General features: G+C 37.0%; 19 protein-coding genes. 9 read left to right on the plus strand and 10 right to left on the minus strand.

Annotation, left to right across the window (positions count from 1 at the left end):
- The first annotated feature begins 74 nt into the window (after window positions 1–74).
- On the plus strand, window positions 75–440 hold the full coding sequence (locus OO013_RS08150) for a PH domain-containing protein (protein ID WP_266056284.1): 366 nt from the start codon (window positions 75–77) through the stop codon (window positions 438–440).
- A gap of 34 nt (window positions 441–474) precedes the next feature.
- On the opposite strand, the gene OO013_RS08155 is transcribed toward OO013_RS08150, so the two are convergent.
- The 10 genes from OO013_RS08155 to OO013_RS08200 all read right to left on the minus strand — a co-directional run bounded on the left by OO013_RS08155 (window position 475) and on the right by OO013_RS08200 (window position 14,325).
- Complete coding sequence (locus OO013_RS08155; RefSeq protein WP_266056286.1) at window positions 475–1,173, minus strand: hypothetical protein; 699 nt, start codon at window positions 1,171–1,173, stop codon at window positions 475–477.
- Between the two features lie 113 nt (window positions 1,174–1,286).
- Window positions 1,287–2,189, minus strand: a complete 903-nt coding sequence (locus tag OO013_RS08160) for a hypothetical protein (RefSeq protein WP_266056287.1) — start codon at window positions 2,187–2,189, stop codon at window positions 1,287–1,289.
- A gap of 172 nt (window positions 2,190–2,361) precedes the next feature.
- A complete protein-coding gene (locus tag OO013_RS08165) occupies window positions 2,362–3,627 on the minus strand; it encodes a DcaP family trimeric outer membrane transporter (protein ID WP_266056289.1) in 1,266 nt (421 codons plus the stop codon).
- 58 nt (window positions 3,628–3,685) lie between these two features.
- Entirely contained in the window at window positions 3,686–5,434 is a 1,749-nt protein-coding gene (locus tag OO013_RS08170) for an amidohydrolase family protein (protein WP_266056291.1), read from the minus strand.
- Window positions 5,435–5,546: 112 nt separating this feature from the next.
- A complete protein-coding gene (locus tag OO013_RS08175) occupies window positions 5,547–6,884 on the minus strand; it encodes a metal-dependent hydrolase family protein (protein WP_266056293.1) in 1,338 nt (445 codons plus the stop codon).
- Window positions 6,885–6,887: 3 nt separating this feature from the next.
- Entirely contained in the window at window positions 6,888–8,222 is a 1,335-nt protein-coding gene (locus OO013_RS08180; RefSeq protein ID WP_266056294.1) for a metal-dependent hydrolase family protein, read from the minus strand.
- A gap of 4 nt (window positions 8,223–8,226) precedes the next feature.
- Window positions 8,227–9,564, minus strand: a complete 1,338-nt coding sequence (locus OO013_RS08185) for a metal-dependent hydrolase family protein (RefSeq protein WP_266056295.1) — start codon at window positions 9,562–9,564, stop codon at window positions 8,227–8,229.
- Between the two features lie 19 nt (window positions 9,565–9,583).
- Window positions 9,584–11,119, minus strand: coding sequence for a M20 family peptidase (locus OO013_RS08190; protein WP_266056296.1), 1,536 nt, complete (start codon window positions 11,117–11,119; stop codon window positions 9,584–9,586).
- Window positions 11,120–11,327: 208 nt separating this feature from the next.
- Entirely contained in the window at window positions 11,328–11,585 is a 258-nt protein-coding gene (locus OO013_RS08195) for a DUF8691 family protein (protein ID WP_266056297.1), read from the minus strand.
- A gap of 109 nt (window positions 11,586–11,694) precedes the next feature.
- Window positions 11,695–14,325: a LuxR C-terminal-related transcriptional regulator gene (locus tag OO013_RS08200; RefSeq protein ID WP_266056298.1), complete on the minus strand. Its 2,631-nt coding sequence runs from the start codon at window positions 14,323–14,325 to the stop codon at window positions 11,695–11,697.
- 338 nt (window positions 14,326–14,663) lie between these two features.
- Between OO013_RS08200 and OO013_RS08205 the strand changes: the two genes are divergently transcribed.
- From OO013_RS08205 to OO013_RS08240, 8 genes are all read left to right on the plus strand, one after another.
- Window positions 14,664–15,074 (plus strand): hypothetical protein, encoded by a 411-nt coding sequence (locus OO013_RS08205; RefSeq protein ID WP_266056300.1) that lies wholly within the window; start codon window positions 14,664–14,666, stop codon window positions 15,072–15,074.
- A 111-nt stretch (window positions 15,075–15,185) separates the two neighbouring features.
- A complete protein-coding gene (locus OO013_RS08210) occupies window positions 15,186–15,527 on the plus strand; it encodes a hypothetical protein (RefSeq protein WP_266056302.1) in 342 nt (113 codons plus the stop codon).
- Between the two features lie 158 nt (window positions 15,528–15,685).
- A complete protein-coding gene (locus OO013_RS08215) occupies window positions 15,686–16,150 on the plus strand; it encodes a (2Fe-2S)-binding protein (RefSeq protein ID WP_266056303.1) in 465 nt (154 codons plus the stop codon).
- Between the two features lie 28 nt (window positions 16,151–16,178).
- On the plus strand, window positions 16,179–18,452 hold the full coding sequence (locus OO013_RS08220) for a xanthine dehydrogenase family protein molybdopterin-binding subunit (protein WP_266056304.1): 2,274 nt from the start codon (window positions 16,179–16,181) through the stop codon (window positions 18,450–18,452).
- Between the two features lie 19 nt (window positions 18,453–18,471).
- On the plus strand, window positions 18,472–18,813 hold the full coding sequence (locus OO013_RS08225; RefSeq protein ID WP_266056305.1) for a winged helix-turn-helix domain-containing protein: 342 nt from the start codon (window positions 18,472–18,474) through the stop codon (window positions 18,811–18,813).
- Between the two features lie 73 nt (window positions 18,814–18,886).
- A complete protein-coding gene (locus OO013_RS08230; RefSeq protein ID WP_266056307.1) occupies window positions 18,887–20,041 on the plus strand; it encodes a cysteine desulfurase family protein in 1,155 nt (384 codons plus the stop codon).
- On the plus strand, window positions 20,038–21,192 hold the full coding sequence (locus OO013_RS08235) for an XdhC family protein (protein WP_266056308.1): 1,155 nt from the start codon (window positions 20,038–20,040) through the stop codon (window positions 21,190–21,192). Before OO013_RS08230 ends, OO013_RS08235 begins: the two co-directional genes overlap by 4 nt.
- The gene (locus OO013_RS08240) at window positions 21,189–21,791 is read left to right on the plus strand and encodes a nucleotidyltransferase family protein (protein ID WP_266056309.1); all 603 of its coding nucleotides are present in this window, start codon (window positions 21,189–21,191) and stop codon (window positions 21,789–21,791) included. Before OO013_RS08235 ends, OO013_RS08240 begins: the two co-directional genes overlap by 4 nt.

The following is a 21,791-nucleotide window of genomic DNA, read 5'->3' on the forward strand; positions in this document are numbered from 1 at the left end:
TTTTCCCGGGTATTTATTTAGAAAATAATAGGTGATTGAATGCATTCAGTGTTTTTAGTTAAAGTCAATTAATGATGATCTGGGGATTATTTAAAAATAGCATCAAATATTATAACGAAGAACTTAATTTGTTAAACGGGTTTTTCAAAAATGAATACATGATTATTAATGGAAAGGCTAAATATTATGATAATTATAATAATGTATCTGGTGAATTAGTTTTGACAAATAAACGGATAATTTTTGTTAATGATAAAGTTGCAGTCCACTCTTTTTTGCTACCAGAGATCACAAGTGTAAAATGTGGTAAAAATCCATTTAAGATCAAAAACAGGCTGACTCTTAAAGTAAATGAATTGGAATATAAGTATTCTACTAATTATCCGGATGATTGGGAGAGCCTAATCAAGCATATGATTAGAGTTAAGAATTTGAAGTGATAGAACTTTAAAAAAAACATTATAACAGTAATAGCTATTTCATCATCTTTTCTTTCTTGTTTTTACCAAATAGAGGTCTAGTAAAAAACATCATCCCTATTTCAAACCCCGCGCCATAAGAGTTATCAAAAGCATTCGAATAAGTGAATGCTACTACCCATTTAGTGCCTTCCCAGCGAACACCAGCTCGATAGCTTATTGGTCCATTGACTTTGCCTGCAGTTCCAAAAATTTCTGTTACAATTGCAGATTGAGGAATCACACTATATATAGCTAACCTTGAACTATACATAAATCCCCAGGCAGTTTCATTATTCTGCTTGTGATCTAAATTAACTGTTGCCCCTGGTAATATATCCCAAAGGATATTGTTATTGGCAAATGCGTATGTTGCCACTGCCGATACCCACCATGTTTGGAAACTATTTGTTAGCTCGCCCTTATTTATATGCTGAGGATTTAAACCAACACCACCCATTACTGCATATCCTGCTGTTTCTGCTTCATTTTGTGCCAATCTTCGTTTTAAAAAAATGGAAAAACTAGTGTACGAGTCAGAATTTGTTCTTGGATCGTCGTAATAGTGGACTATTTGGGTGTTTAATTCATATTCCTGAATGATAGCTGCCACAGCATAAAATTGAGCATAATCCTGACCTGCTGTCCCAACAATTGTCATTATGCCATGAGGCGCCACCCATTGATTGTCTCCTGCAAATTGCTGAGAATCCATTGTAACCCAAAAAATGATTAAAAAGGGTAAAGTTATTGCTTTCAAATGTTAATAAAGTTGTATTCACACTAGATTATAGACAAAGATAATTTACACAAACAAGGACTTAATTACTACCATGGTAATGGAATAACCGGAGCTAAAGTGAATCTTACCTGGTGTTGTGGTCCGAAAGAATCAGGAGAGGCAACATAGTACCAATATTGTAGTCCAAATCTAATTGGAATTTTGCCAGCAATAATAACTTTTTGGGCTCCTGTACCAATCGGAAAAGTGAATTTATTTCCTTCAGTTCCATTATGGTTATATGAATAAGTCGGGGAGGCAGTGATCTGCCATCCATTTTTGAGCATAATGGTATAGAAATATTGCCCGGCAGTAATACTGGCACTGGTAGAGCCGTCTGCAGCAATCCAATAATCGTCGGGTAAAACAGTGCTGGAGGATACATCCGGGTCAGTTGGATCGCCTACTCCCCAGGCATGGCTCAGGATAAATCCCAAAGCTCCAAAACTGGTTAATTTGGCTATCATTAACTCCGGACCTAATGTGACTTGCTTTGATCTTAATGCATCATTTGAGGCAGTTGGGAAACCACCAAATACCCCAACAAGTGTAATCCATTTTGAAGGCCAGGTTTTTCCTACTGCTATGTCTGCGCTTATGTTTCCAAACGAAGCTTCTTTTTTAAAGCCATTTTCATCAATAACGGGTTGCGATAAATAAATTGGTATTAACGGTCTAACATAAAGGTTAAGTCCTTCAGAAAGTGGAATGGGTAATGAAGGTTGGAAATTGAGAAGAAATCCGTGCTGATTATTTGCTCCATCTATATCACCATTATATTTAATGTAATCAATTGGAAATAACATTTGCCCCAGTGTTGCATTCGGATTAGCTAATTTTTTTGCTATCTCATCCATACTGGGAGATTCATTATCATCTTGACCAAATGCTGTGAAATTCAGCAATAACAAAATGACCAACATTCTAGAGAAATGAATTAATCTTTTCATAATGATTTATTTATATGTGATAATTAATGTTTTTGTATGCAGAAGCTTCATTTTCTAATAATAAAAGACTAATTATTACCTCTTAGCATAATGCTTGTTCAGAAAATCATTTTGTAACAGTCTTTTAAGTTATTGACCCAATCGAACTATTTTTTCTACTTTAAGTAATGGTTTAAAACTCAAATTTTGCCATAAATTGAATTCTTGAGGCATCTCCAAAGGCATCGTTTGCCGTTCTTTGTGCTCCCCACATATATTCAATACCGGTAGAGAAGTGATCATCATATTTTCGAATTAAATTTAAATGACCAATTCCCCCTCTTATTAATGCTAATGGAGCCCTGTCGTCAGGAGCATCCAGCCATCCGTAAGCATAGTTAAAATTAGACTCCAGCTTGGGTGTCCATCGGTGCATAAATCCAACCATAGCAGAAAGCCCTTGAATTGACTGAAGAACCCCGTTTTCATTTAATACAGCATTGGCGTTACTTCCGGCAAAGGCGATAATATTTTCTCCGTAAGCATCACCGAGACTCAAATTGTACGTGAAATAATTATTTTTTCCTATATATTGCCTTCCTGCGATTACAAAAGATAGTTGAGGAATATGATCATCCGGTCCGGTTTCACCACCATCCCATCGCAATTGTGTAATACTGGCTCCAAGGAATAAGACACCACTATTCCAACGTTTGTCCATTCTTAGTGCGAGTAATGGAAATTGAATGTTTGCTTTCCCGGGTAAATTATATGGATTTTCAATTCCTAAAAAAGCCATATATTCTAATCCTGCGTAAAATTTAATGGTTTTACTTAATTGGCTCTGATACCTTATTTGTACGCTTCTTCCTCCGAATAGCGCATCCCCGGCAGCAAAATCAATCATTGTTGCCATCGATTCCAGAAAGGATAGGGTAGTCCAGGTTTGACCAATAATGAAGTCACCAGCAGTAATGTAGGCATGTCTTAATCTAAAACGATTTCCATCGGTAAAGAAGTCACCTTCCACAAATGCTTGCAGTGGCATTTTATCATTAGAAATTCTTCTCAGGTCAATATTTATCCTTGTTTCCTTTGCGAAAAAGTAGACATACCCTTCATTCCCATATTCAGGCTGACCTTCAACCGGGATTGTCGACATTAAAAATTGATTCGGATCTCGTGTCCCATCAAAATCATAAATGAAGTCAACTTTAAAATATCCCCCGATCTTCATTCGGATATCTGTACCAAACATTGGCCAGGATCCTTTAAAGTCCGGGTAATCCAGTTGCTCTGTTGCAGTTCTGAGTACTGTTTCTTTTAAGTCTCCTTCAGGAATAACAAATTGATTGGAAACAGTATCTGATGTGGGGGTGTTTTGTGCAAAAATATTAGTTGCAGCTAAAATAATAGCTATGTACAAAACAGATACAATTTGGCTTTTTCTTAAAATCATTCGTTAAACATTAAATTATCTTTGATTAATTCATTTTATTATTTCTATGAATTCCATCTTAATTTTGATTTATAACTTTGTTTCTAATTGGTTTACCCGGATATACATCTTCCAGTACTTTCGATTCTCTGACTACAACAGTGCCATTAACTAATACAAATGGGATCCCTGTTGAAGGTAAGCCTCCTTTTGCCATGGTTGCATTGTCAGAAACGGTTTCCGGATCAAAAATGGTTATATCAGCATCTGCTCCTTCCTGAATACGGCCTTTCTTTGCCATTTGCCTGACACCATTTTCCTGTAAAAATTCAGCTTGCATATAACTCATTTTAGATATAGCCAGCATCAATGGCATTAATTGCTTTTCACGAACCAGACGTAAAGTTTTTGCATGTGATCCTGCTCCTCTGGGGTGTCCTTGTGTCGATTCATAAGGTGTTGACCAATCCAGTGCTAATTCTCCCGTTGCAGTAATTGATAGGGGAGCGGCATCAGATTCGATCATCGTCACAGGATTAGCCATCGCCTGAAGCATTATTTCTTCTTCCACACCTCCAAATATTACTGAAGCTCCGGGTTGTGTTTTTAATAATTCCTCGTAGCGTTCTTTGGTAAGAGGCTTCATAGTGGCAACTTCAATAATGTCCTCATAGCTGCGTCCCATATTTCTTTGATAGTTGTCCGGAGCCAGGTAATCTGCTCCTGCTACAGTCGCCCCTTGCCAGTAAGGGTAAATTGCAGCAACAGTTTTCAGTCCATTCTTGTTACAAGCTTCAACAAGGTCAATTGCTGTTGGAGTGTAATTCAATGCTTGCTGGTGAATATGGCTAACGTATAAACCACCGCCGTAAGCAGCTACACTTGCCAGCATTTCCTGGGTTCCAAGGATTCCCGTGTTAGGAGGCATTTGACTGGAAAATCTACCATGAAGAACGGTGCTAAGACCATATTCTCCCATTAGTTTTTGCCACATGATCGTTTCGCGACTGGTTGTGCCCCGAGTCATGTAACCGGGTACTGCACCCAGACCTAAGGCTCCTTGCTGAATTCCTTTTTCCAGCATTGCTTCCATCTTATTAATTTGTTCAGCAGTTGGCAGAAAATCTGTTAATGACATATTGAAGCCACTCTCATTATGCGGATCAAATGCATCCAGCAGGATGGAGGCTGTACTTGTTTCGTAATCTGGGTTTGCCAGTATTTCTCTTACCGCTGCTGCTGATACTGCAGCGCCATAGTTGGTTTGTGATTTGCCCTCCAGTTTTGCATACCATTCGTCTACCGGATAGGCGCCAGCTTCCATATCGAGCGGGGTAGTCACACCATCCCGCAGGCTTAATTTTTGCCCAAACGGAAAGTCGGAAATATGTGAATGAATGTCAATGAACCCTGGAGATACTACTAAACCATCAGCATTGATTGTTTCCTTTCCGGAAATTGATTCTTCTGTTATTAATCCAATCAAACCATCTTTAATGCCAACATTTCTAACGGCATCCATACCAGTTTCCGGATCCATCACCCTACCATTAAGAATGACTACGTCAAATTCAGTTGAAGGAGGCAGGGACTGATATGAAATTGAGTTATCCGTGTTTTCAGATTTATTACAGCTGAGTAGCAATGATATACTCAAAATAATTAAAATAAAGATTCGATTAACAAATAAAACGCCTGGTTTATTGGAAATGATTGAATTTGGGTTCATAGTTCTTTGACCTTTATATATTTTTTTTAATTCATAACCTTCCTGGACATCATAAAACAGGACATTGATTTTGCACCATAATATGCAGTTCAACTTCATCCGGATGTTCCTTCACCAACCACAGCTACCGATTTATATTTGATGCGTGTTTCATTTTATCATTTCATTCAAGATCAATGGATTTCGATTCCTACAGGTGAATCATTTGATTTTAGTTAGTATTGTCCAGCGTATTCTTATACACCTTACCATCCTTCATTATAACCACGAAATTATTTTCTGGGTCTGCAACTAAATTCAGATCTTCCAACGGATTACCATCTACGATGATCAGATCTGCATAAGCGCCTTCTTTAATAACACCTAAAGGACCTTCTTTATATGGGTGACGAGGGCCTGATAACTCCAATAGCCTGGCATTTTCTGAGGTAGCCATTCTTAAAGCCTCATATGGAGTGAACCAGCGTGTGAGTTTAGCGAGTAATTTCCCTTGCTTTGCAGCGGCCTCTGCACTCATAAATAAATCTGTACCGTAAGCCATATTTACACCTATTTCTTTCGCAAGCTTGTAAACGTTATCCGTTCCTTGTGTTACCACTGCAAACTTCCTGTTGGACTCTTCATTAGGGAATTTATCCGCATCCTCATCGTTTAAGATGGGCTGCGTACTCAACCATACTTCATTATCTTTCATCATCTGAAGAGTTTCCCGACTCATGAGCATCCCATGTTCAATGCTTTTGACTCCGGCTTTAATTGCTATTTGTATAGCATCGTCTGTAAAGATATGCGCGCTTACATAACTATTATAGCTATTTGCAACATCAACAATAGCCTTCATTTCTTCCAGGGAATATTGTCGTACATCGATAGGGTCATAATGGGAAGCAACTCCACCGCCACCGGCAATCTTTATTTGAGTAGCTCCCATCATAAATGCCTCACGAGTTCGTTTGCGAGCTTCAGCCTCTCCATCAGCAATTGCAGTCATCCCAACTTCCTCCCAATAGGACATATTACCAATTTTATCTGGTATCTGATTGATAAGTCTATAGTCAAAATGTCCGCCTGTCTGACTGATCATGGGGCCGGAGGGAAGTATACGCGGACCGACCACCAGCCCTTCATCGATGAGTCTTTTCAGACTAAAAACATTTCCTCCCATATCTCTCATAGTGGTAAAACCTCTCATTAAGGTTTTTGGAGAGGCAAGTGTACTTCTTATCCCGACCTCAAAAGCATCTCCTGTCAGGACAAATGTCATCGGTAGTTCTGCCAGAGCCATATGCCAGTGCATGTCGATCAACCCAGGAATCACAGTTTTTCCATCTGCATCTATAATTATAGGATCCTTTGGAGCTTTAATAGATGAACTGATCTCTTTTATCAAATTGTTTTCGATCAGAATGTCTCCTTCGATCAGCTTTTCATTGACGCCATCGAAAATCCTGGCATTGGTTATCAATGTAACTGATTGAACATCCTGACCTTGAGTATCAAAGGTTAAGGTCAGGATGATAACTAGAAATAAATAAAAGATTTTTTTCATGGTTTATTTATCTAAAGTGTTTTTATAAACCTTTCCATCTTTCATTATTACTACGAAATTATTTTCAGGGTCTGCAACTAAATTCAGATCTTCCAACGGATTACCATCTACGATAATCAGATCTGCATAAGCCCCTTCTTTAACCACACCTAATGGGCCATCCTGGTATGGATGGCGGGGACCTGCCATTTCTAAGAGGCGTGCATTTTCGGAAGTATATATTTTAAGGGCTTCATAAGGTGTGAACCACTTCCCTAATCTTGTTACATATTCGTTCTGCTGTAGCGCAGTTTCAGGACCAAAAAGATGATCCTTGCCCACGGCTATATTAACTCCAACTTTTTTTGCTAGGGGAAATACTTTGTCGATTGCTTCTACAATTCCCTCGAATTTGCTTTGACTTAAAGGATTATCCCAAGTCATATCATCTACAAAGACCGGTTGAAGTGAAAGCCACGCGCCTTTTTCTTTCATTAGCTTAAGTGTTTCTTCACTTACAAAAAAACCGTGTTCAATACACATTACACCTGCTTCTATAGATTTTCGTACTCCCTCATCTGTATATACATGAGAGGTTACATAGGTATTGTAATTCTTAGCTTCTTCTACCACAGCTTTTATTTCTTCAGTAGAATACTCGGTTACATCTAGGGGGTCGAATTCTGAAGCTACACCACCACCAGTTGTGATCTTTATTTGTGTGGCACCCATCTTTAAGATGTCTCGAGTTCTTAGCCTCACTTCATCTACTCCGTCCGAGGTCATTGCCATCCAATTTCGCTCCCAATAGTTCATATAGTCTTTATCACGTGGAATCTCTAGTTTGCCGTAGTAATCTGCATGACCTGAGGTTGGGCTCATGAATGGCCCAGAGGGAAGAATTCGGTGGCCAGGATATTCTCCGGCATCGATTAGCTTTTTTATTGCAAACGGATTACCACCCGGATCTCTCACTGTTGTGAATCCTCGGAGCAAGGTTTTTTCAGCTCCGGTCATACTACGAATAGCTACTTCGGGCATATCGCCTTGATTTAGAAAAAGAACAGCAGCGGGAGTGTAAGCATAAGTCGTATGCCAATGGGCATCAATCAAACCGGGAATTACCGTCTTGCCGCCAGCATCTATAATTGTAGCATCCTTCGGAGCTTTAATGGATGAACTAATCTCTTTTATTAAATTGTTTTCGATCAGAATATCTCCTTCGATCAGCTTTTCATTGACGCCATCAAAGATTTTTGCATTAGTTATCAGAGTGATTGGTGTGCCATCCTGACCATGAGTATCAATACTTAGGGTCATGGCCACTACCAATAGTAAGAGTTGATAGATTTTTTTCATAATATTATTGTTCTAGTGTGTTTTTAAATACTTTTCCATCTTTCATGATGACCAGAAAGTTTTTATCAGGGTCACCTACTAATTCGAGCTTTTCTAGCGGATTGCCATCAACGATGATCAAATCAGCATAAGCGCCTTCAACAATTTTACCTAGTGGACCTTCCTGATATGGATGACGTGGGCCACTCAATTCCAGTAAGCGAGCATTCTCGGAAGTGGCTATTTTCAATACTTCATAAGGAGTAAACCATTCTCCCAATCGAACTAAATATTCACTTTGTTGCTTTGCTTTTGAGGCATCCATGAGTTGATCAGTTCCAAAAGCGAGATTTATTCCTATTTCCTTTACTTTTGGATATAATTTATCAACAGCATCTGTCACTTTTTTGAATTTTGCGGCACTAACCGGGTTAGACCACACCATATCTTGTTCTTTCATTGGTTGCGGACTTAACCATACTCCTTTTTCTTTCATTAATTTAAGCGTCTCATCAGATACAAAAAAGCCATGTTCGATACACATAACACCGGCTTCTACCGATCTGCGAACATCTTCATCCATCATCACATGAGACTGCACGTAGGTATTGTAATTGTTAGCTTCTTCTACAACTGCTCTTATTTCGTCCATTGAATATTCTCCTACATCAAGCGGGTCAAATTCGGATGATACACCACCGCCTGTACAAATTTTGATTTGAGTAGCACCCATTTTCAAAATATCCCTTGTTCTGAGACGAACTTCAGCTTCTCCATCAGATGTCATTGACATCATATTTCTTTCCCAATAATTAATGGTTGATTTATCTCTGGGTGTTTCCAATCTGCCGTAGTGATCTGCGTGACCGGTAGTCGGACTCATAAAAGGTCCGGATGGGAGAATTCGGTGCCCCGGGTATTCCCCTGCATCAATCAATTTCTTGATTGCAAATGGATTTCCTCCCGGGTCTCTTACGGTAGTAAATCCTCTTAGCAAGGTTTTTTCAGCTCCGGTCATACTGATTATAGCAACTTCAGGCATATCACCTGTATTCGCCAGAAGAATAGAAGCAGGGGTGTAGGCATAGGTAGTATGCCAATGGACATCGATTAGACCTGGAATTACAGTCTTTCCGTCTGCATCTAATACAGTAGCACCATTTGGAGCCTTGATAGAAGAACCAATCTCTTTAATTAAATTATTTTCAATGAGTATATCTCCTTCGACAAGCTTTTCATTAACCCCATCAAAGATCTGGGCGTTGGTGATCAGAGTGACAGAGGGTTCCTCCTGGCCTTGAACTGTTAAGTTTAAGGTGAGAAGGAATAAGACTGATAATAAATGTGATGTGATATATTTCATATTATATTGATAATAAAATTTATATATCCTCCAGGTTGTTAAATATCTGGTAAAAGAAGCCTATAGATTTACCGTATTCTTCTACCAAAATGCGTTCATTTACGCCATGGAAACCTTCAAATTCTTTGGTGTTTTCTAATTGAATACCAGTGATGGTAAATACATCAGGAGCAAAATCTCTGGCTTGAAAATGTTTTGAATCTGACCCTCCAATCACAAAGAATGGTGCAACTATTAAATCATTGCCCCAAATCTGGCGAATGGTTTTTTCCAAAATCTTGTAAGCCTCACTATTAGGGTCAGCAATATTGGTTGCCGGTGTCGAGGCTGAAATATCCTTTATCGTAATTCGGTCGTCCTGGATGGCATCTTTAACGTGTTGAATAATGACTTCAGGTGTGTCTCCAGGCATCGGTCTGAAATTAACAACTGCTGTTGCTGCAGGGGGTAATACATTGTCCTTTACACCAGCATTAAACATAGACACTGCAATGGTTGTATGCAACATGGCTCTCGTTAATTGGTTTTCGGACATCACATCTATAAATTGTTTTTCGAGTTCAGTCATTTCACCGTCTTTCCCGAAAGCTACAGCGGCATATAATGGTTGATTTTCTTTATCCAATTCAGGTCCCATATAACGGTATTGGCTACGAACCGCAGGATGGATTCGATATGGGAATTGTGCCGCCTCTAATTTTGTAATGGCTTTAGCTAAAATTCCGATATTTGATTCTTCTGGTGGTTGAGAAGAGTGTCCGCCTACACCATGAATAGCTAGTTCCAGGCTTAGAAAACCTTTTTGGGCAATCCCGATAAGAGCGGTGTTTTCTTTTATTCCCGGGAATATGCCTGGTACTAACGGTGCCGATTCGTCCATAACATAGGCGAACCTTTTGATACCTCGACCTTCCAAAACATCAGCAATTTTTTTAGCACCTTCTGCGCCACCAACTTCTTCATCCTGCCCAAAAACAAAATATATGGTTCTTGAAGGTTGCCAGCCTTCTTTAATTTTCATTTCTGCGGCTTCCAGGATAGCGTGAATTTGGTTTTTATCATCTAATACACCTCGACCCCAGATGTAACCATCTTTTATAGTGCCGGCAAATGGATCTACTTTCCATTCATCTCTGGAATCATCTGGTACTGGAACCACGTCTTGATGTGCATAAAATAATGCCGGCTCCAGGCTCGGGTCTTTACCTTCCCAGGTATATAACAAGCTGTATGGCCGAGGATCACCATGAAGCTCCTTTTTTAATGTTTTATGAACATTGGGATAGGCTTGCTCTAAAAACTTGTGATAATCCTCAAAAGCTTTCGTATCAAAATCACTTCTGTCTTGGTTGGATATGGTTTTAAACTGAATAGCCCTTGATAATCTGTCTACGGCCCTATCCAGATCGACATCTATTGAGATCTGATCCACTCCAGTCATTTGCATACTGGTAAAGTCTTCCAGGTTAATCGTTTCAGACGGTTCTTTATTATTGACCTCTTCAGTTTGATTCTTATTACAACCAATTATCAGGGTAATAACCAAAATCTGCATTAGAAGGAATCTTATTTTAATATTTTTAATCATAATAGGTTTTATTAATTATAATTCTGTAATGATTTTTTATATTTTACCCTTAATGGGAATAGAATTAGTATATAATCAAATGACGGACTCGGGTATGAAGTGAGTGTTTTCATCTAATTTTTTCATTCTTATTAAGTTGTTTCTTTAAAGTCATATTTCATCAGTAGTGAAATCACTAATTCAATAGATTTATATCTATGTCTATCAATTTTATTGAAGTTATTGCATAATGTAACTGGTGTATCTTTTGTATGATACCGATTAATGCAACCTGATCCGGTAATACTCCTGTTACTTCTGTGTATTTATTTCCGGCAATAGTGGAGGTTCTTATTTCCATTGAACCCAGGATTTCTTTCAAAGTCTGGGAAGGAGGGCCAAATAATTGGATATGATAATTTGCCGGGTTAGCAAATAGGTAATTGGTGGTCATAGATTTATAGATTTCATTACGACTTCTTTGATATATTAAATTTTATCTTTTAATAATTAAAAATCATCCTACTAAAGTCGCAAAAAAGTCGTATTAATCTAAAGTCTAATTAAATCAGGTTTAATTCTCTTGCTCTTTTAATCATAGATGTACGATTTGGAACATCTATTTTTCTGAAAATATTTGTTAAATGGCTTTTAACAGTTACTTCTGAAATATTCAGGGATTCAGCAATCTCTTTATTGCGTAAACCCATTGCTACAGCTTTTAACACTTCCTGTTCCCTGTATGATATCTGTCTATCATTGTTTTGTTTAATCGATATTCGTGATTCGATATCAATAAAAGAATCTATTTCTTGTGGTAATAATTCTATTAAATGTGATGGAAGTATACTTTTATCTAAAATTGATATCAATGCTGGTTCCTTAATTAAATATTCAAGAATTGGCCACCAGGTATTTCGGGTATTCGCTTCATTAATAATAGATTTTGCTAAAATTGAAGCTTTTTTATTTTTACCATTTTTATAGTAATAGTATACCTTTAACATACTTATATCCAGATAATGATATCCGTTATTAATGGAAAGTAAATATGATTCAATCTCTTTTATTCGTAAATACCCTTCCTTCATAGCCTCAGTTTGGCCAGATGAAATCAATATTTTACATTGAGTAATTATTGGCACATCCACAAAAAAGTATATTTCCATGAAATGTGTTTTGAAATTCAATTCTTTAATCTCTGATAACAAATCATTATCACTGTCATTCAACCATTTTAACCTGGCTTTTGCAGATTGATAATAGACAATAAAAGATTTGTTTTGTAATTGATTTACCAATTTATTAATATTATCTACAGTCTCTTTCGCCAGAGTATCTTCGCCTTTTATTTTATAACATAAAGCCTTCATTATCATAGAATCGAAATACAATCGATAATTCATTTTACCAATAAATTTCATTCCGCGGTCGAGAAGATCAATAGTTTCCTCAATGTTTAGCATTTGTAATGAAATATTTGCTAGCAAATAGCAGCTGTAGGATTCAATTGAATCAAATCCACTATCCCGAGAAAAATATTCAAATTCCTCAACAGTTTTTTTGACCTTTTTAAAATCTCCTGATAACAACAAAACAATTGTCTTTGCGAACAAAGTTCTTAGGTAGAGATAAGTTCCAGTTTTATATATTTTTCCCATCTCAGCTATTGACCTTAATGCCTTTTCTATTTCTCCTGACATTTGTAGTGAAATGGATAAAAACAACTCTCTTCGTGCAAAAAAAGCAGTATTATCTGTATATATATTTTTTGATTTGTTGAAAAACTCGATGGCCCCTTTTGGGTCTGAGTGAACATTTAGTTGTTGATGACCTTTATTATAAAGGATCTCTGATTTTTGTATTTCACTTAATTCGGAGTCTAATAACTTTTCTAAGGCATTAATTATAGGGGGTATTTTATCTAATTCCCATGTGTTTTCAAAGATTAGAGTCTGAGCAAGCAATAATTCAGGGTTAGTTTTTCTTATTTTTTCAGGAACTTTATCAATCCAGCGTTGGACTTGCCACCATCTATCGTTATTGAGCATATCATAACGAAATTTTGCTATTAATTCTATGGCCTTATCGTACTGATTAGATTCAATGACATAATTGATTCCTTCGTCAATCATATCATTATCGGCAAACCATTCGCTTATATGACTGTATAATGATTGTGTTTCCTCAGGCTTATTTTCAAACGAAATCTTTAAAAGAATTTCTCTAAAAAAATGATGGAATCTGTACCATTTCCCTTGTTCATCCAATTGTGTGATAAATAAATTTTGATCCTTTAACACCTCTATTATGTTGGCATCGAAATTCCATTTATTGCCACTAAATTTCACTATGGAACGGAGAAGGTCCTCATTGAATTTTTTACATAATGAAAAACTTAATAGGAAATCGGGTAAGTTATCGTCTAAATTTTCAATAAGGTTTTTAACAATCCTGCTTATATCATGTGACATAAGTAATGATGAATTTAATGATATTGATCTATTCTTTCTTACTAATGAAATAGCCAGTTTGATCCCAAGTATCCAGCCCTCTGCATGGTCTTCAAAATTTTTCAATTCATTTTCAGAAATAGAAATATCTAGATTTGATTCAATTAGCTCCACGATTTCATTATGATCAAGAGCTAATTCTTTCATTCTTATTTCCTGTAATTTCTCATATACTTTCAGATCAAAAGTATTAAAGGGAGGATCTAATCTGGATATAATTATGAACTTCAAATAGCGGGTACTATATTTAATACATGTTTCAACTATTGAGTGAATATCAATATCGGTAATGAGATGGTAATCCTCAAGAATTATATATAAAGGCTCCTCTATTTCATCTAATTCATTTATAAAAACTTCTTTTAGCTTATCCTTATTTACTAATCGATGGTTGGATATCAATGAATTGAAATTATAGAACTTATTCGGGTATATCTCTTGAAGTCCAGTTACAAGATATTCTAAAAATATGTTTAAATGATTTTGATCTTCATCCAAATTCAACCATAAATAATTTACAGAATGATTATCCAACCACTGACTCACTGCTACAGATTTACCGTACCCCGCCGGTGCACATACCAATGTTGAAACTGGTATTCCATTGAATATTTTATTTATTCTGGGTCTTGAAATAATCTGAGTACCAAGTACAGGCTTATGGAATTTCGTATTTAGCATTTAATACTTTAATTTTTCCAATTATTAATATAAATAATATAAGCTTAATATTTAAAGTTTTATTTTCTGAATGTACATAGTTTAATATCAACATAATATTGACTTAACATTAGATACGGTGAGTTTTCAATAAGATGCTTTTCTCAGATAATGCAGTAATTATGTATTTATGATTTATTAAAATGATTTTTTTGTCTTTACTGATATTATAGAGAATTGTATTGTTGAAATATTCCAGAGGCTCAATCTATTCTATTTAAAATAATTCTATCTGCTTAATTTAAATAATACAATTATTAAATTAATAGGACAATATCAGACAATATCCTGTTTCGTACATGTTTAACATTATTATCTTATATATTTCTTTATTATTTTTTGTTAGTGCTACTGTTTTACAAGCACAGCAAGATTCTACAGTTCATAGTAATCTTACGAAAAAAGAAATCAGGAATTTGAAGAGGAAGCAATTTAAACAGGATGGTGAAAGATTATTTCTTAGATTAAATAATGTATTTGCTAATTTAAATACCACTTTCTCCTTTAATAAAGAAAATAGTATTGTATCTATTAAATACGGTCTTGAGGATAACCTGGGACTAGCATCCAATCGTTCTTTTCTTAATACTATTTTTTATTACCGCTTTACTCCCAGAAGTGGAATTATAGCTCAATATTATGGTATAAATCGTTCTAGAAGTTCAATTTCTAAAAGTGAAATAGTATTTCTTAGTGATACCTTATCATAAGATTTCAGGTTCAGGACTTATTTCAGAACGAATGTAATCAGTGCAGGTTATTTATATACTATTCAGGATACAGGGAATTCTTTTTTAGGTGCCTATTTTAATTTATATACGATGCAACTATCAACCGGTATCACATCTGATATTGGACAGATTAATGAAGAGTTTAAATATGTAGTGCCACTGCCGAATTTTGGGTTGATGATTCATTTTCAGATAGCAGACTGGGTAACTTTTCAATCAAAAGTGGGTGTTTTTAGTATTGATATTGATGAATTTAACGGTTCATTATTTGATATGAATTTGAGTTTGGAATTTTTCCCTTTGGACTGGCTGGGAGGTAGTCTTAGTTATCAACAGTTTGATATTAACGTATTCATGCCATATAAAGGATTTGAAGCTGGCGTAAAATATAGTTTTAAAGGTCCTTCTGTCGGATTGGTATGTGTTTTTTAATAAATGATACATTATTTAATAAAGGAGAATTTATATAAAATGTCCTTTTACTTAAAAATTTGATTTATCTTTTATTAATACCCCGTTTGTAAATACAAATTTCCTTCTGCCATCGGATAAAAGGAATTAATTTCTTAATTTGAATAAAACCCTCTACCATGGCAGAATTTAATATTACAATTAACGGAAAGGAACAAACTGTTGATGCAGATCCGCAAACACCTCTTCTTTGGGTATTAAGAGATCATCTCAATTTAGTAGGAACTAAATATGGATGTGGAATTGCTCAATGTGGTGCCTGTACAGTCCATTTTAATGGCACAGCAGTACGTTCCTGTCAGCTTCCCATCTCTACAGCTGCAAATAATGAAATAGTAACTATCGAAGGCCTTTCAGAAAAAGGAGATCATCCGGTACAGAAGGCCTGGTTAGAGCATGACGTTCCCCAATGCGGATATTGCCAGGCAGGCCAAATAATGACTGCTACAGCATTATTGAAAAAGAATCCTAATCCCAGCGATAAAGAAATTGAAAATGCCATGTATGGCAATATTTGTCGTTGCGGCACTTATACCCGTATAAAAGCTGCCATTAAAACAGCAGCCAAATCCGAACAATCTTAATTGTCAGTCAATTTAAAACCCAGGAAAAATGAGCAAGGTAAAAACAGGAATTGGACGAAGATCCTTTATAAAAAGTGTCTCTTTTGCCGGAGGTGGACTGTTGATCGGTTTCAACTGGCTGGCATGTAAACGACCGAATGAAGATGGCGTTGAGGAAATGGTTCTCGAAATGCCGGAAGAATGGTTTGAGATCAATGGCTATTTAAAAATCGGGGATAATGGTGTCGTAACAATATATTCTCCTAATCCGGAGATCGGTCAGAATGTTAAAACTTCAATGCCGATGATAGTCGCTGAAGAGTTGGATGTGGATTGGGATATGGTCGTAGTTGAGCAGGCTCCATTGAATACAGATATATTCACCCGTCAGCTGGCAGGAGGTAGCCAATCCATACGCCAGGGATGGGAATCTCTCAGAACAGCAGGAGCTACAGCCAGGCAAATGTTACTCATCGCTGCAGCTAATCAATTGGAAGCAGATGTAGCTGATCTTACGGTAGATAAGGGTGTGATTTCTCATAAAGGTTCAGATCGCAAACTTGAATATGGAGAGGTAGCAAAAGCTGCATCTCAAGTTGCAGTTCCAGAAGAAGTAGAATTAAAAGATAATAATGATTTCAAAATCATCGGTACATCCCGAAAGAATGTTGACGGGAAGAAAATAGTTACCGGTCAGCCACTTTACGGACTGGATGTCTATAAAGATGGAATGTTGATTGCAATGGTGGTACAGCCACCGGCATTTGGAATGCAGTTTAAAAGCATGAATGCCGATGAGGTCAAATCCATGCCCGGGATTGTTGATGTTTTTACCATTGATACCTATCCGGAAGATATGGAAAAGGAATGGAGCGATACAGCGGCTTTTTCCAAACTCGCTGTCGTTGTAGGGGAAACAACCTGGCAGGTTATGCAGGCCAAAAAAGCATTGAATGTTGAGTGGGAATTGAATCCTGACCTGGTAAAGAAAATGCAAATTCTGGAGAAATCAGCCGGAATGGATGGTACCAGCGGATTAGAAAATACTAATATTCATGCCACATTGATGGCTGAAACCGGAGCCCGAAATTCGGAAGTGGTACGACGTGATGGAGACCCTGAAGCTGAATTCAAAAAAGCTTCAAGGATTATTGAACGAACCTATACTTGCCCATTCCTGGCACATAATTGCCTGGAACCAATGAATTTCTTTGCGAATGTGACTGAAGACAAAGCTGAATTATTAGGTCCGATACAAACACCTGAATATGCAGAAAAAAGTGTGAATAAACGTCTGGGGTTTGAACTTGAAGACATCGATATTCAAATGACCCGTATGGGAGGTGGTTTTGGACGAAGGCTTTATGGTCACTTTTTGGTAGAAGCAGCTGTGATTTCTCAAAAAATGGGCAAACCAATTAAGCTCGTTTATAGCCGTGAGGATGATATGACCAACGGAGTTTATCGTCCGGCGTATCATGTGACCTATCGTGCTGCACTTGATGAAAACAATAACCTGACGGCATTTCATGTCAATGCAGGAGGTATTCCGGAAAGTCCACTATTTGCAAATCGATTTCCTGCAGGTGCTGTAGATAATTACCTGGCTGAAAGCTGGTCTATCGATACAAATATTTCAGTTGGTGCATTCAGAGCACCACGTTCTAACTTTATTGCAGGAGCAGAGCAGTCCTTCCTAGATGAACTTGCTGAAGAAATGGGAAAAGATCCTATCCAATTCAGACTGGATATGCTGAAACGTGCTGAAAATGATCCGGTAGGAGAAAAGAATGATTATGACCCTGCAAGATATGCCGGGGTATTGGAAATGGTGCGAGAAAAGTCAAACTGGGGTAAAGAAACTTCAAATGTGGCTCGGGGAGTGTCAGCTTATTATTGTCATAACTCCTATGTTGCCCAGATTTTGGATATGAGTGTTAATGGTGATCAACCCGTGATTCATAAAGTTACCTGCGCGGTTGATTGTGGTATTGTGGTCAATCCAGATGCTGCGAAAAACATGGTAGAAGGAGGGACAGTTGATGGAATCGGTCATGCAATGTATAGCCAGATGACCTTTAAAGAAGGAGAACCACAGCATAATAATTTTGACAGCTATCGATTGATTCGTCACCCGGAAGCACCAAAAGAAATTGATGTTTATTTCATTGAAAACGGAATCGACCCTACAGGACTTGGCGAACCTCCTTTTCCTCCGATAATGGGAGCACTGGCTAACGCTTTATATAAAGCCACAGGGAAGAGGTTCTACAATCAGCCTTTTATCAATGAATTAAAAAGTGGAGTAAAGGTTAAAGGCTAAGGATTTGAAAACCGCTGAAATGAATAAAGTCATAAAATTCAAATGCTGGGTAGAAGAAGATAATGAACGATTCTTTGGTCCGGGTCCGAATCAATTGTTGAAAGGGATCCAAAGTGAAGGATCATTATCCAAGGCTGCCGGTCTAATGAATATGTCGTATAAAAAGGCCTGGGAGATGGTTCAAAGACTCAATCAGCATTCTGTCGAACCTATGGTTATTCTTAAAAAAGGAGGTCAGCATGGAGGTGGTGCTGAAGTGACTTCTCATGGACAAAAAGTAATGATGGAGTTTGAAAACCTTCAAATGAAGATTAATGAACTTCTCATGGAAAATAATGAATTAACCAAAATGTTGAAATAGATAATAAGGCTTAAGTTTAGTCTTAAGCCTTATATTTAGCTTGTCGATATATACAAGCATACATAACGAAACAATGAAAAGAAGAAATAGAATATACCTTGATTATAATGCAACTACCCCTGTTGATACAGAGGTTTTAGAATCCATGTTGCCCTATTTCAATGAGATCTATGGTAATGCTAGTAGTGACCATTCTTTTGGATGGGAATCAGATGAAGCAGTAGAATTAGCCAGGGAACAATTAGCAGACTTGTTGAATTGCAATCCGACAGAAATCATTTTTACCTCGGGGGCTACAGAAGCTGCTAATATTGCTATCCATGGATATTGTAAAGCAAATCAATCAAATGGAAATCATATTATCACCTGCAAAACAGAGCATAAGGCGGTATTAGATACACTGCAGAATTTGGAGAAACAGGGCTTTGATCTCACTTATTTAGATGTCGATAGGGAGGGGAATATTGATATTAAAGAATTAGAAAATTCTATCAATTCTCAAACGATCCTTGTTTGCCTAATGATGGCGAATAATGAAACAGGACTTATTCACCCAATTGAAGATATCAGTGATGTTGTTCATGGTAAAGGAGTGAAGTTACTTAGTGACATTACACAAGCTATAGGTAAAATACCCGTGGATTTACAGGAAATTGATCCGGATCTAGCCTTCTTTTCATCCCATAAAATTTACGGACCAAAGGGTGTGGGTGCTCTGTTCATTAATAAAAGTAATAAACTAAAAATTGATCCTCATTTTTATGGTGGCGGTCAGGAATATGGTATGAGACCGGGAACCTTGAATGTTCCGGGAATTGTCGGTTTTGCCAATGCTGCAGAGGTGGTTTTAACTGATCTTGAAGAGGAAAATGAAAGAATATTGTCATTGCGGAACAAGCTGGAAAATCAATTACTAAATATTGATTGTGCCAAATTAAATTCAGGAGCCTCTAAAAGGCTACCGAATACTATCAATATATCATTTGAAAATATTGAAGGATCAAATTTATTAAGAAGACTAAATACACTTGCGCTATCAAGAGGCTCTGCATGCAGTGCTAATACCTTGAAGCCCTCTCATGTATTAAAGGCAATGGGATTAAGTGATGAGTTGGCGTTATCATCAATTCGAATCAGTTTGGGAAGAAATACAACTATAGAAGAAGTTGAATACGCTGCTGAAGAAATTAGAAAAGCTGTCGATGAATTAAAAGTCTCAGCGGTATGAGAGAGATCGATGCAATATTATCCAGGTATAATTCCTTAAAGAGTGACGGGACAGAAAGTGTATTGGCTACTGTCGTTCATGTAGAAGGCTCGTCCTATCGGAGAGCAGGTGCAAGAATGCTGGTTGATGCCTTCGGTAATATTACTGGTGCAATCAGTGGTGGATGTCTTGAAGGTGATGCTTTAAGAAAGGCTTTGAATGCCTTAAATCAACAGGAAAATAAATTAATAACCTATGACACCAGCAATGAAGATGATGTAATAATCGGAGCTCAGCTAGGTTGTAATGGCATTATCCAGGTATTATTTGAACCGATAGATTATGAAAAGCATTATAATCCATGTGAGCTACTGAATATAGCCGCAGAACAGGATAAATCATTAGCAATCATTATTCGATTCAATCTGGATAAGTCCAAAGAACAATTTGGTACGACTATGCTGGTAACAAATGACTCAACGATTATCGGAAATGATAGTCCTGATGATTTGAAAGGTCTTGTTCTTGAACATTCAGTGAAAGCTATTAAAAACAATAGTCCTTATTTTGTGGAAATTTCTACTGAAGATTCCGAAGGCAATTTATTTATTCAGGTTTATCAGCCTCCGATAAAATTGATTTTAGTTGGAGCCGGTAATGATGCCCAAATTTTATCCCAACAGGCGGAACTATTAGGTTGGAAAGTTATTGTGACTGATGGCAGACCTACCCATGCTAACAAAAACCGCTTTACTTCTTCCTGCCAGGTTATTGTCACAAAGCCCGAAGAAACACTTAATAATATATCATTAGATGATCGCAGTTGTGTTGTGTTGATGAGCCATAATTACAATTATGATCTGGCTGTGCTGAAATTATTGATCAATCAGGAAGAAATACCCTATATCGGGATTTTAGGACCGGTAAAAAAGTATAATCGTATGCTTGAAGATCTAAAAAATGAAGGTTTTGATCTTCAGAAGTCATTTTTAAATAAAATTCATGCACCTGTTGGACTGGAGATCGGGGCAGAGACTCCCGCCGAAATAGGACTTTCCATTCTTTCAGAAATACAAGCAGTGCTTACAGGAAATAATGCCAGGCCACTTAAAGAAAAAGATGGTCCGATACACGATAAAAATGATAATCAATTTAAAGAAGCCAGGGTTTGAAGCAGGATAACATAATAGGAGTGATAATACTGGCAGCTGGATCATCCAGCAGGCTGGGGTTTCCTAAACAACTGGTTCAGTTTCATGGAAAACCTTTGCTTCAACATGTAATCGATGTTACTGATTCTATTCCTTTAAGAGTTAAGGTTTTGGTATTGGGAGCAGAAACAGATGAAATTAAGAAACAGATCAATACTACCGATTTTAAAGTAGTAATTAATGAGAATTGGAATGAAGGAATCGCATCAAGTATCCGGTCAGGTTTGAAAGCAGCACAGGATGTAGATCCTGAATTAGAACACGTGGTGATTTTGCTGTCAGATCAACCTTTTATTGAGAGAAATAATTTGATCAACCTTATTGAAGTACAGCTAAAGGGGCAAAATCATGCTACCTATTCAGAGTATGAAAATGAAATCGGAGTACCTGCCATATTTTCTAAAGATGTATTTAAAGATCTTGAAAAGCTTAGTGGTGACCAGGGAGCGAAAAAATTAATCCACAGGGATAATTTTGAATTCAAGACAGTGAAGTTTGATAAAGGAATATTTGATGTAGATACCCAGGTTGATGTCGACCGATTAAAACAGTACGAATAA

The organism is Mangrovivirga halotolerans (genome assembly GCF_026241165.1).
Lineage (GTDB): Bacteria > Bacteroidota > Bacteroidia > Cytophagales > Cyclobacteriaceae > Mangrovivirga > Mangrovivirga halotolerans.

Bases quoted from the DNA above. Each gene is read 5' to 3' on its own strand.
- OO013_RS08150 (WP_266056284.1), top strand. From the start codon at position 75: ATGATCTGGGGATTATTTAAAAATAGCATCAAATATTATAACGAAGAA.
- OO013_RS08155 (WP_266056286.1), bottom strand. From the start codon at position 1,173: ATGGATTCTCAGCAATTTGCAGGAGACAATCAATGGGTGGCGCCTCAT.
- OO013_RS08160 (WP_266056287.1), bottom strand. From the start codon at position 2,189: ATGAAAAGATTAATTCATTTCTCTAGAATGTTGGTCATTTTGTTATTG.
- OO013_RS08165 (WP_266056289.1), bottom strand. From the start codon at position 3,627: ATGATTTTAAGAAAAAGCCAAATTGTATCTGTTTTGTACATAGCTATT.
- OO013_RS08170 (WP_266056291.1), bottom strand. From the start codon at position 5,434: ATGAAGTTGAACTGCATATTATGGTGCAAAATCAATGTCCTGTTTTAT.
- OO013_RS08175 (WP_266056293.1), bottom strand. From the start codon at position 6,884: ATGAAAAAAATCTTTTATTTATTTCTAGTTATCATCCTGACCTTAACC.
- OO013_RS08180 (WP_266056294.1), bottom strand. From the start codon at position 8,222: ATGAAAAAAATCTATCAACTCTTACTATTGGTAGTGGCCATGACCCTA.
- OO013_RS08185 (WP_266056295.1), bottom strand. From the start codon at position 9,564: ATGAAATATATCACATCACATTTATTATCAGTCTTATTCCTTCTCACC.
- OO013_RS08190 (WP_266056296.1), bottom strand. From the start codon at position 11,119: ATGCAGATTTTGGTTATTACCCTGATAATTGGTTGTAATAAGAATCAA.
- OO013_RS08195 (WP_266056297.1), bottom strand. From the start codon at position 11,585: ATGACCACCAATTACCTATTTGCTAACCCGGCAAATTATCATATCCAA.
- OO013_RS08200 (WP_266056298.1), bottom strand. From the start codon at position 14,325: ATGCTAAATACGAAATTCCATAAGCCTGTACTTGGTACTCAGATTATT.
- OO013_RS08205 (WP_266056300.1), top strand. From the start codon at position 14,664: ATGTTTAACATTATTATCTTATATATTTCTTTATTATTTTTTGTTAGT.
- OO013_RS08210 (WP_266056302.1), top strand. From the start codon at position 15,186: ATGCAACTATCAACCGGTATCACATCTGATATTGGACAGATTAATGAA.
- OO013_RS08215 (WP_266056303.1), top strand. From the start codon at position 15,686: ATGGCAGAATTTAATATTACAATTAACGGAAAGGAACAAACTGTTGAT.
- OO013_RS08220 (WP_266056304.1), top strand. From the start codon at position 16,179: ATGAGCAAGGTAAAAACAGGAATTGGACGAAGATCCTTTATAAAAAGT.
- OO013_RS08225 (WP_266056305.1), top strand. From the start codon at position 18,472: ATGAATAAAGTCATAAAATTCAAATGCTGGGTAGAAGAAGATAATGAA.
- OO013_RS08230 (WP_266056307.1), top strand. From the start codon at position 18,887: ATGAAAAGAAGAAATAGAATATACCTTGATTATAATGCAACTACCCCT.
- OO013_RS08235 (WP_266056308.1), top strand. From the start codon at position 20,038: ATGAGAGAGATCGATGCAATATTATCCAGGTATAATTCCTTAAAGAGT.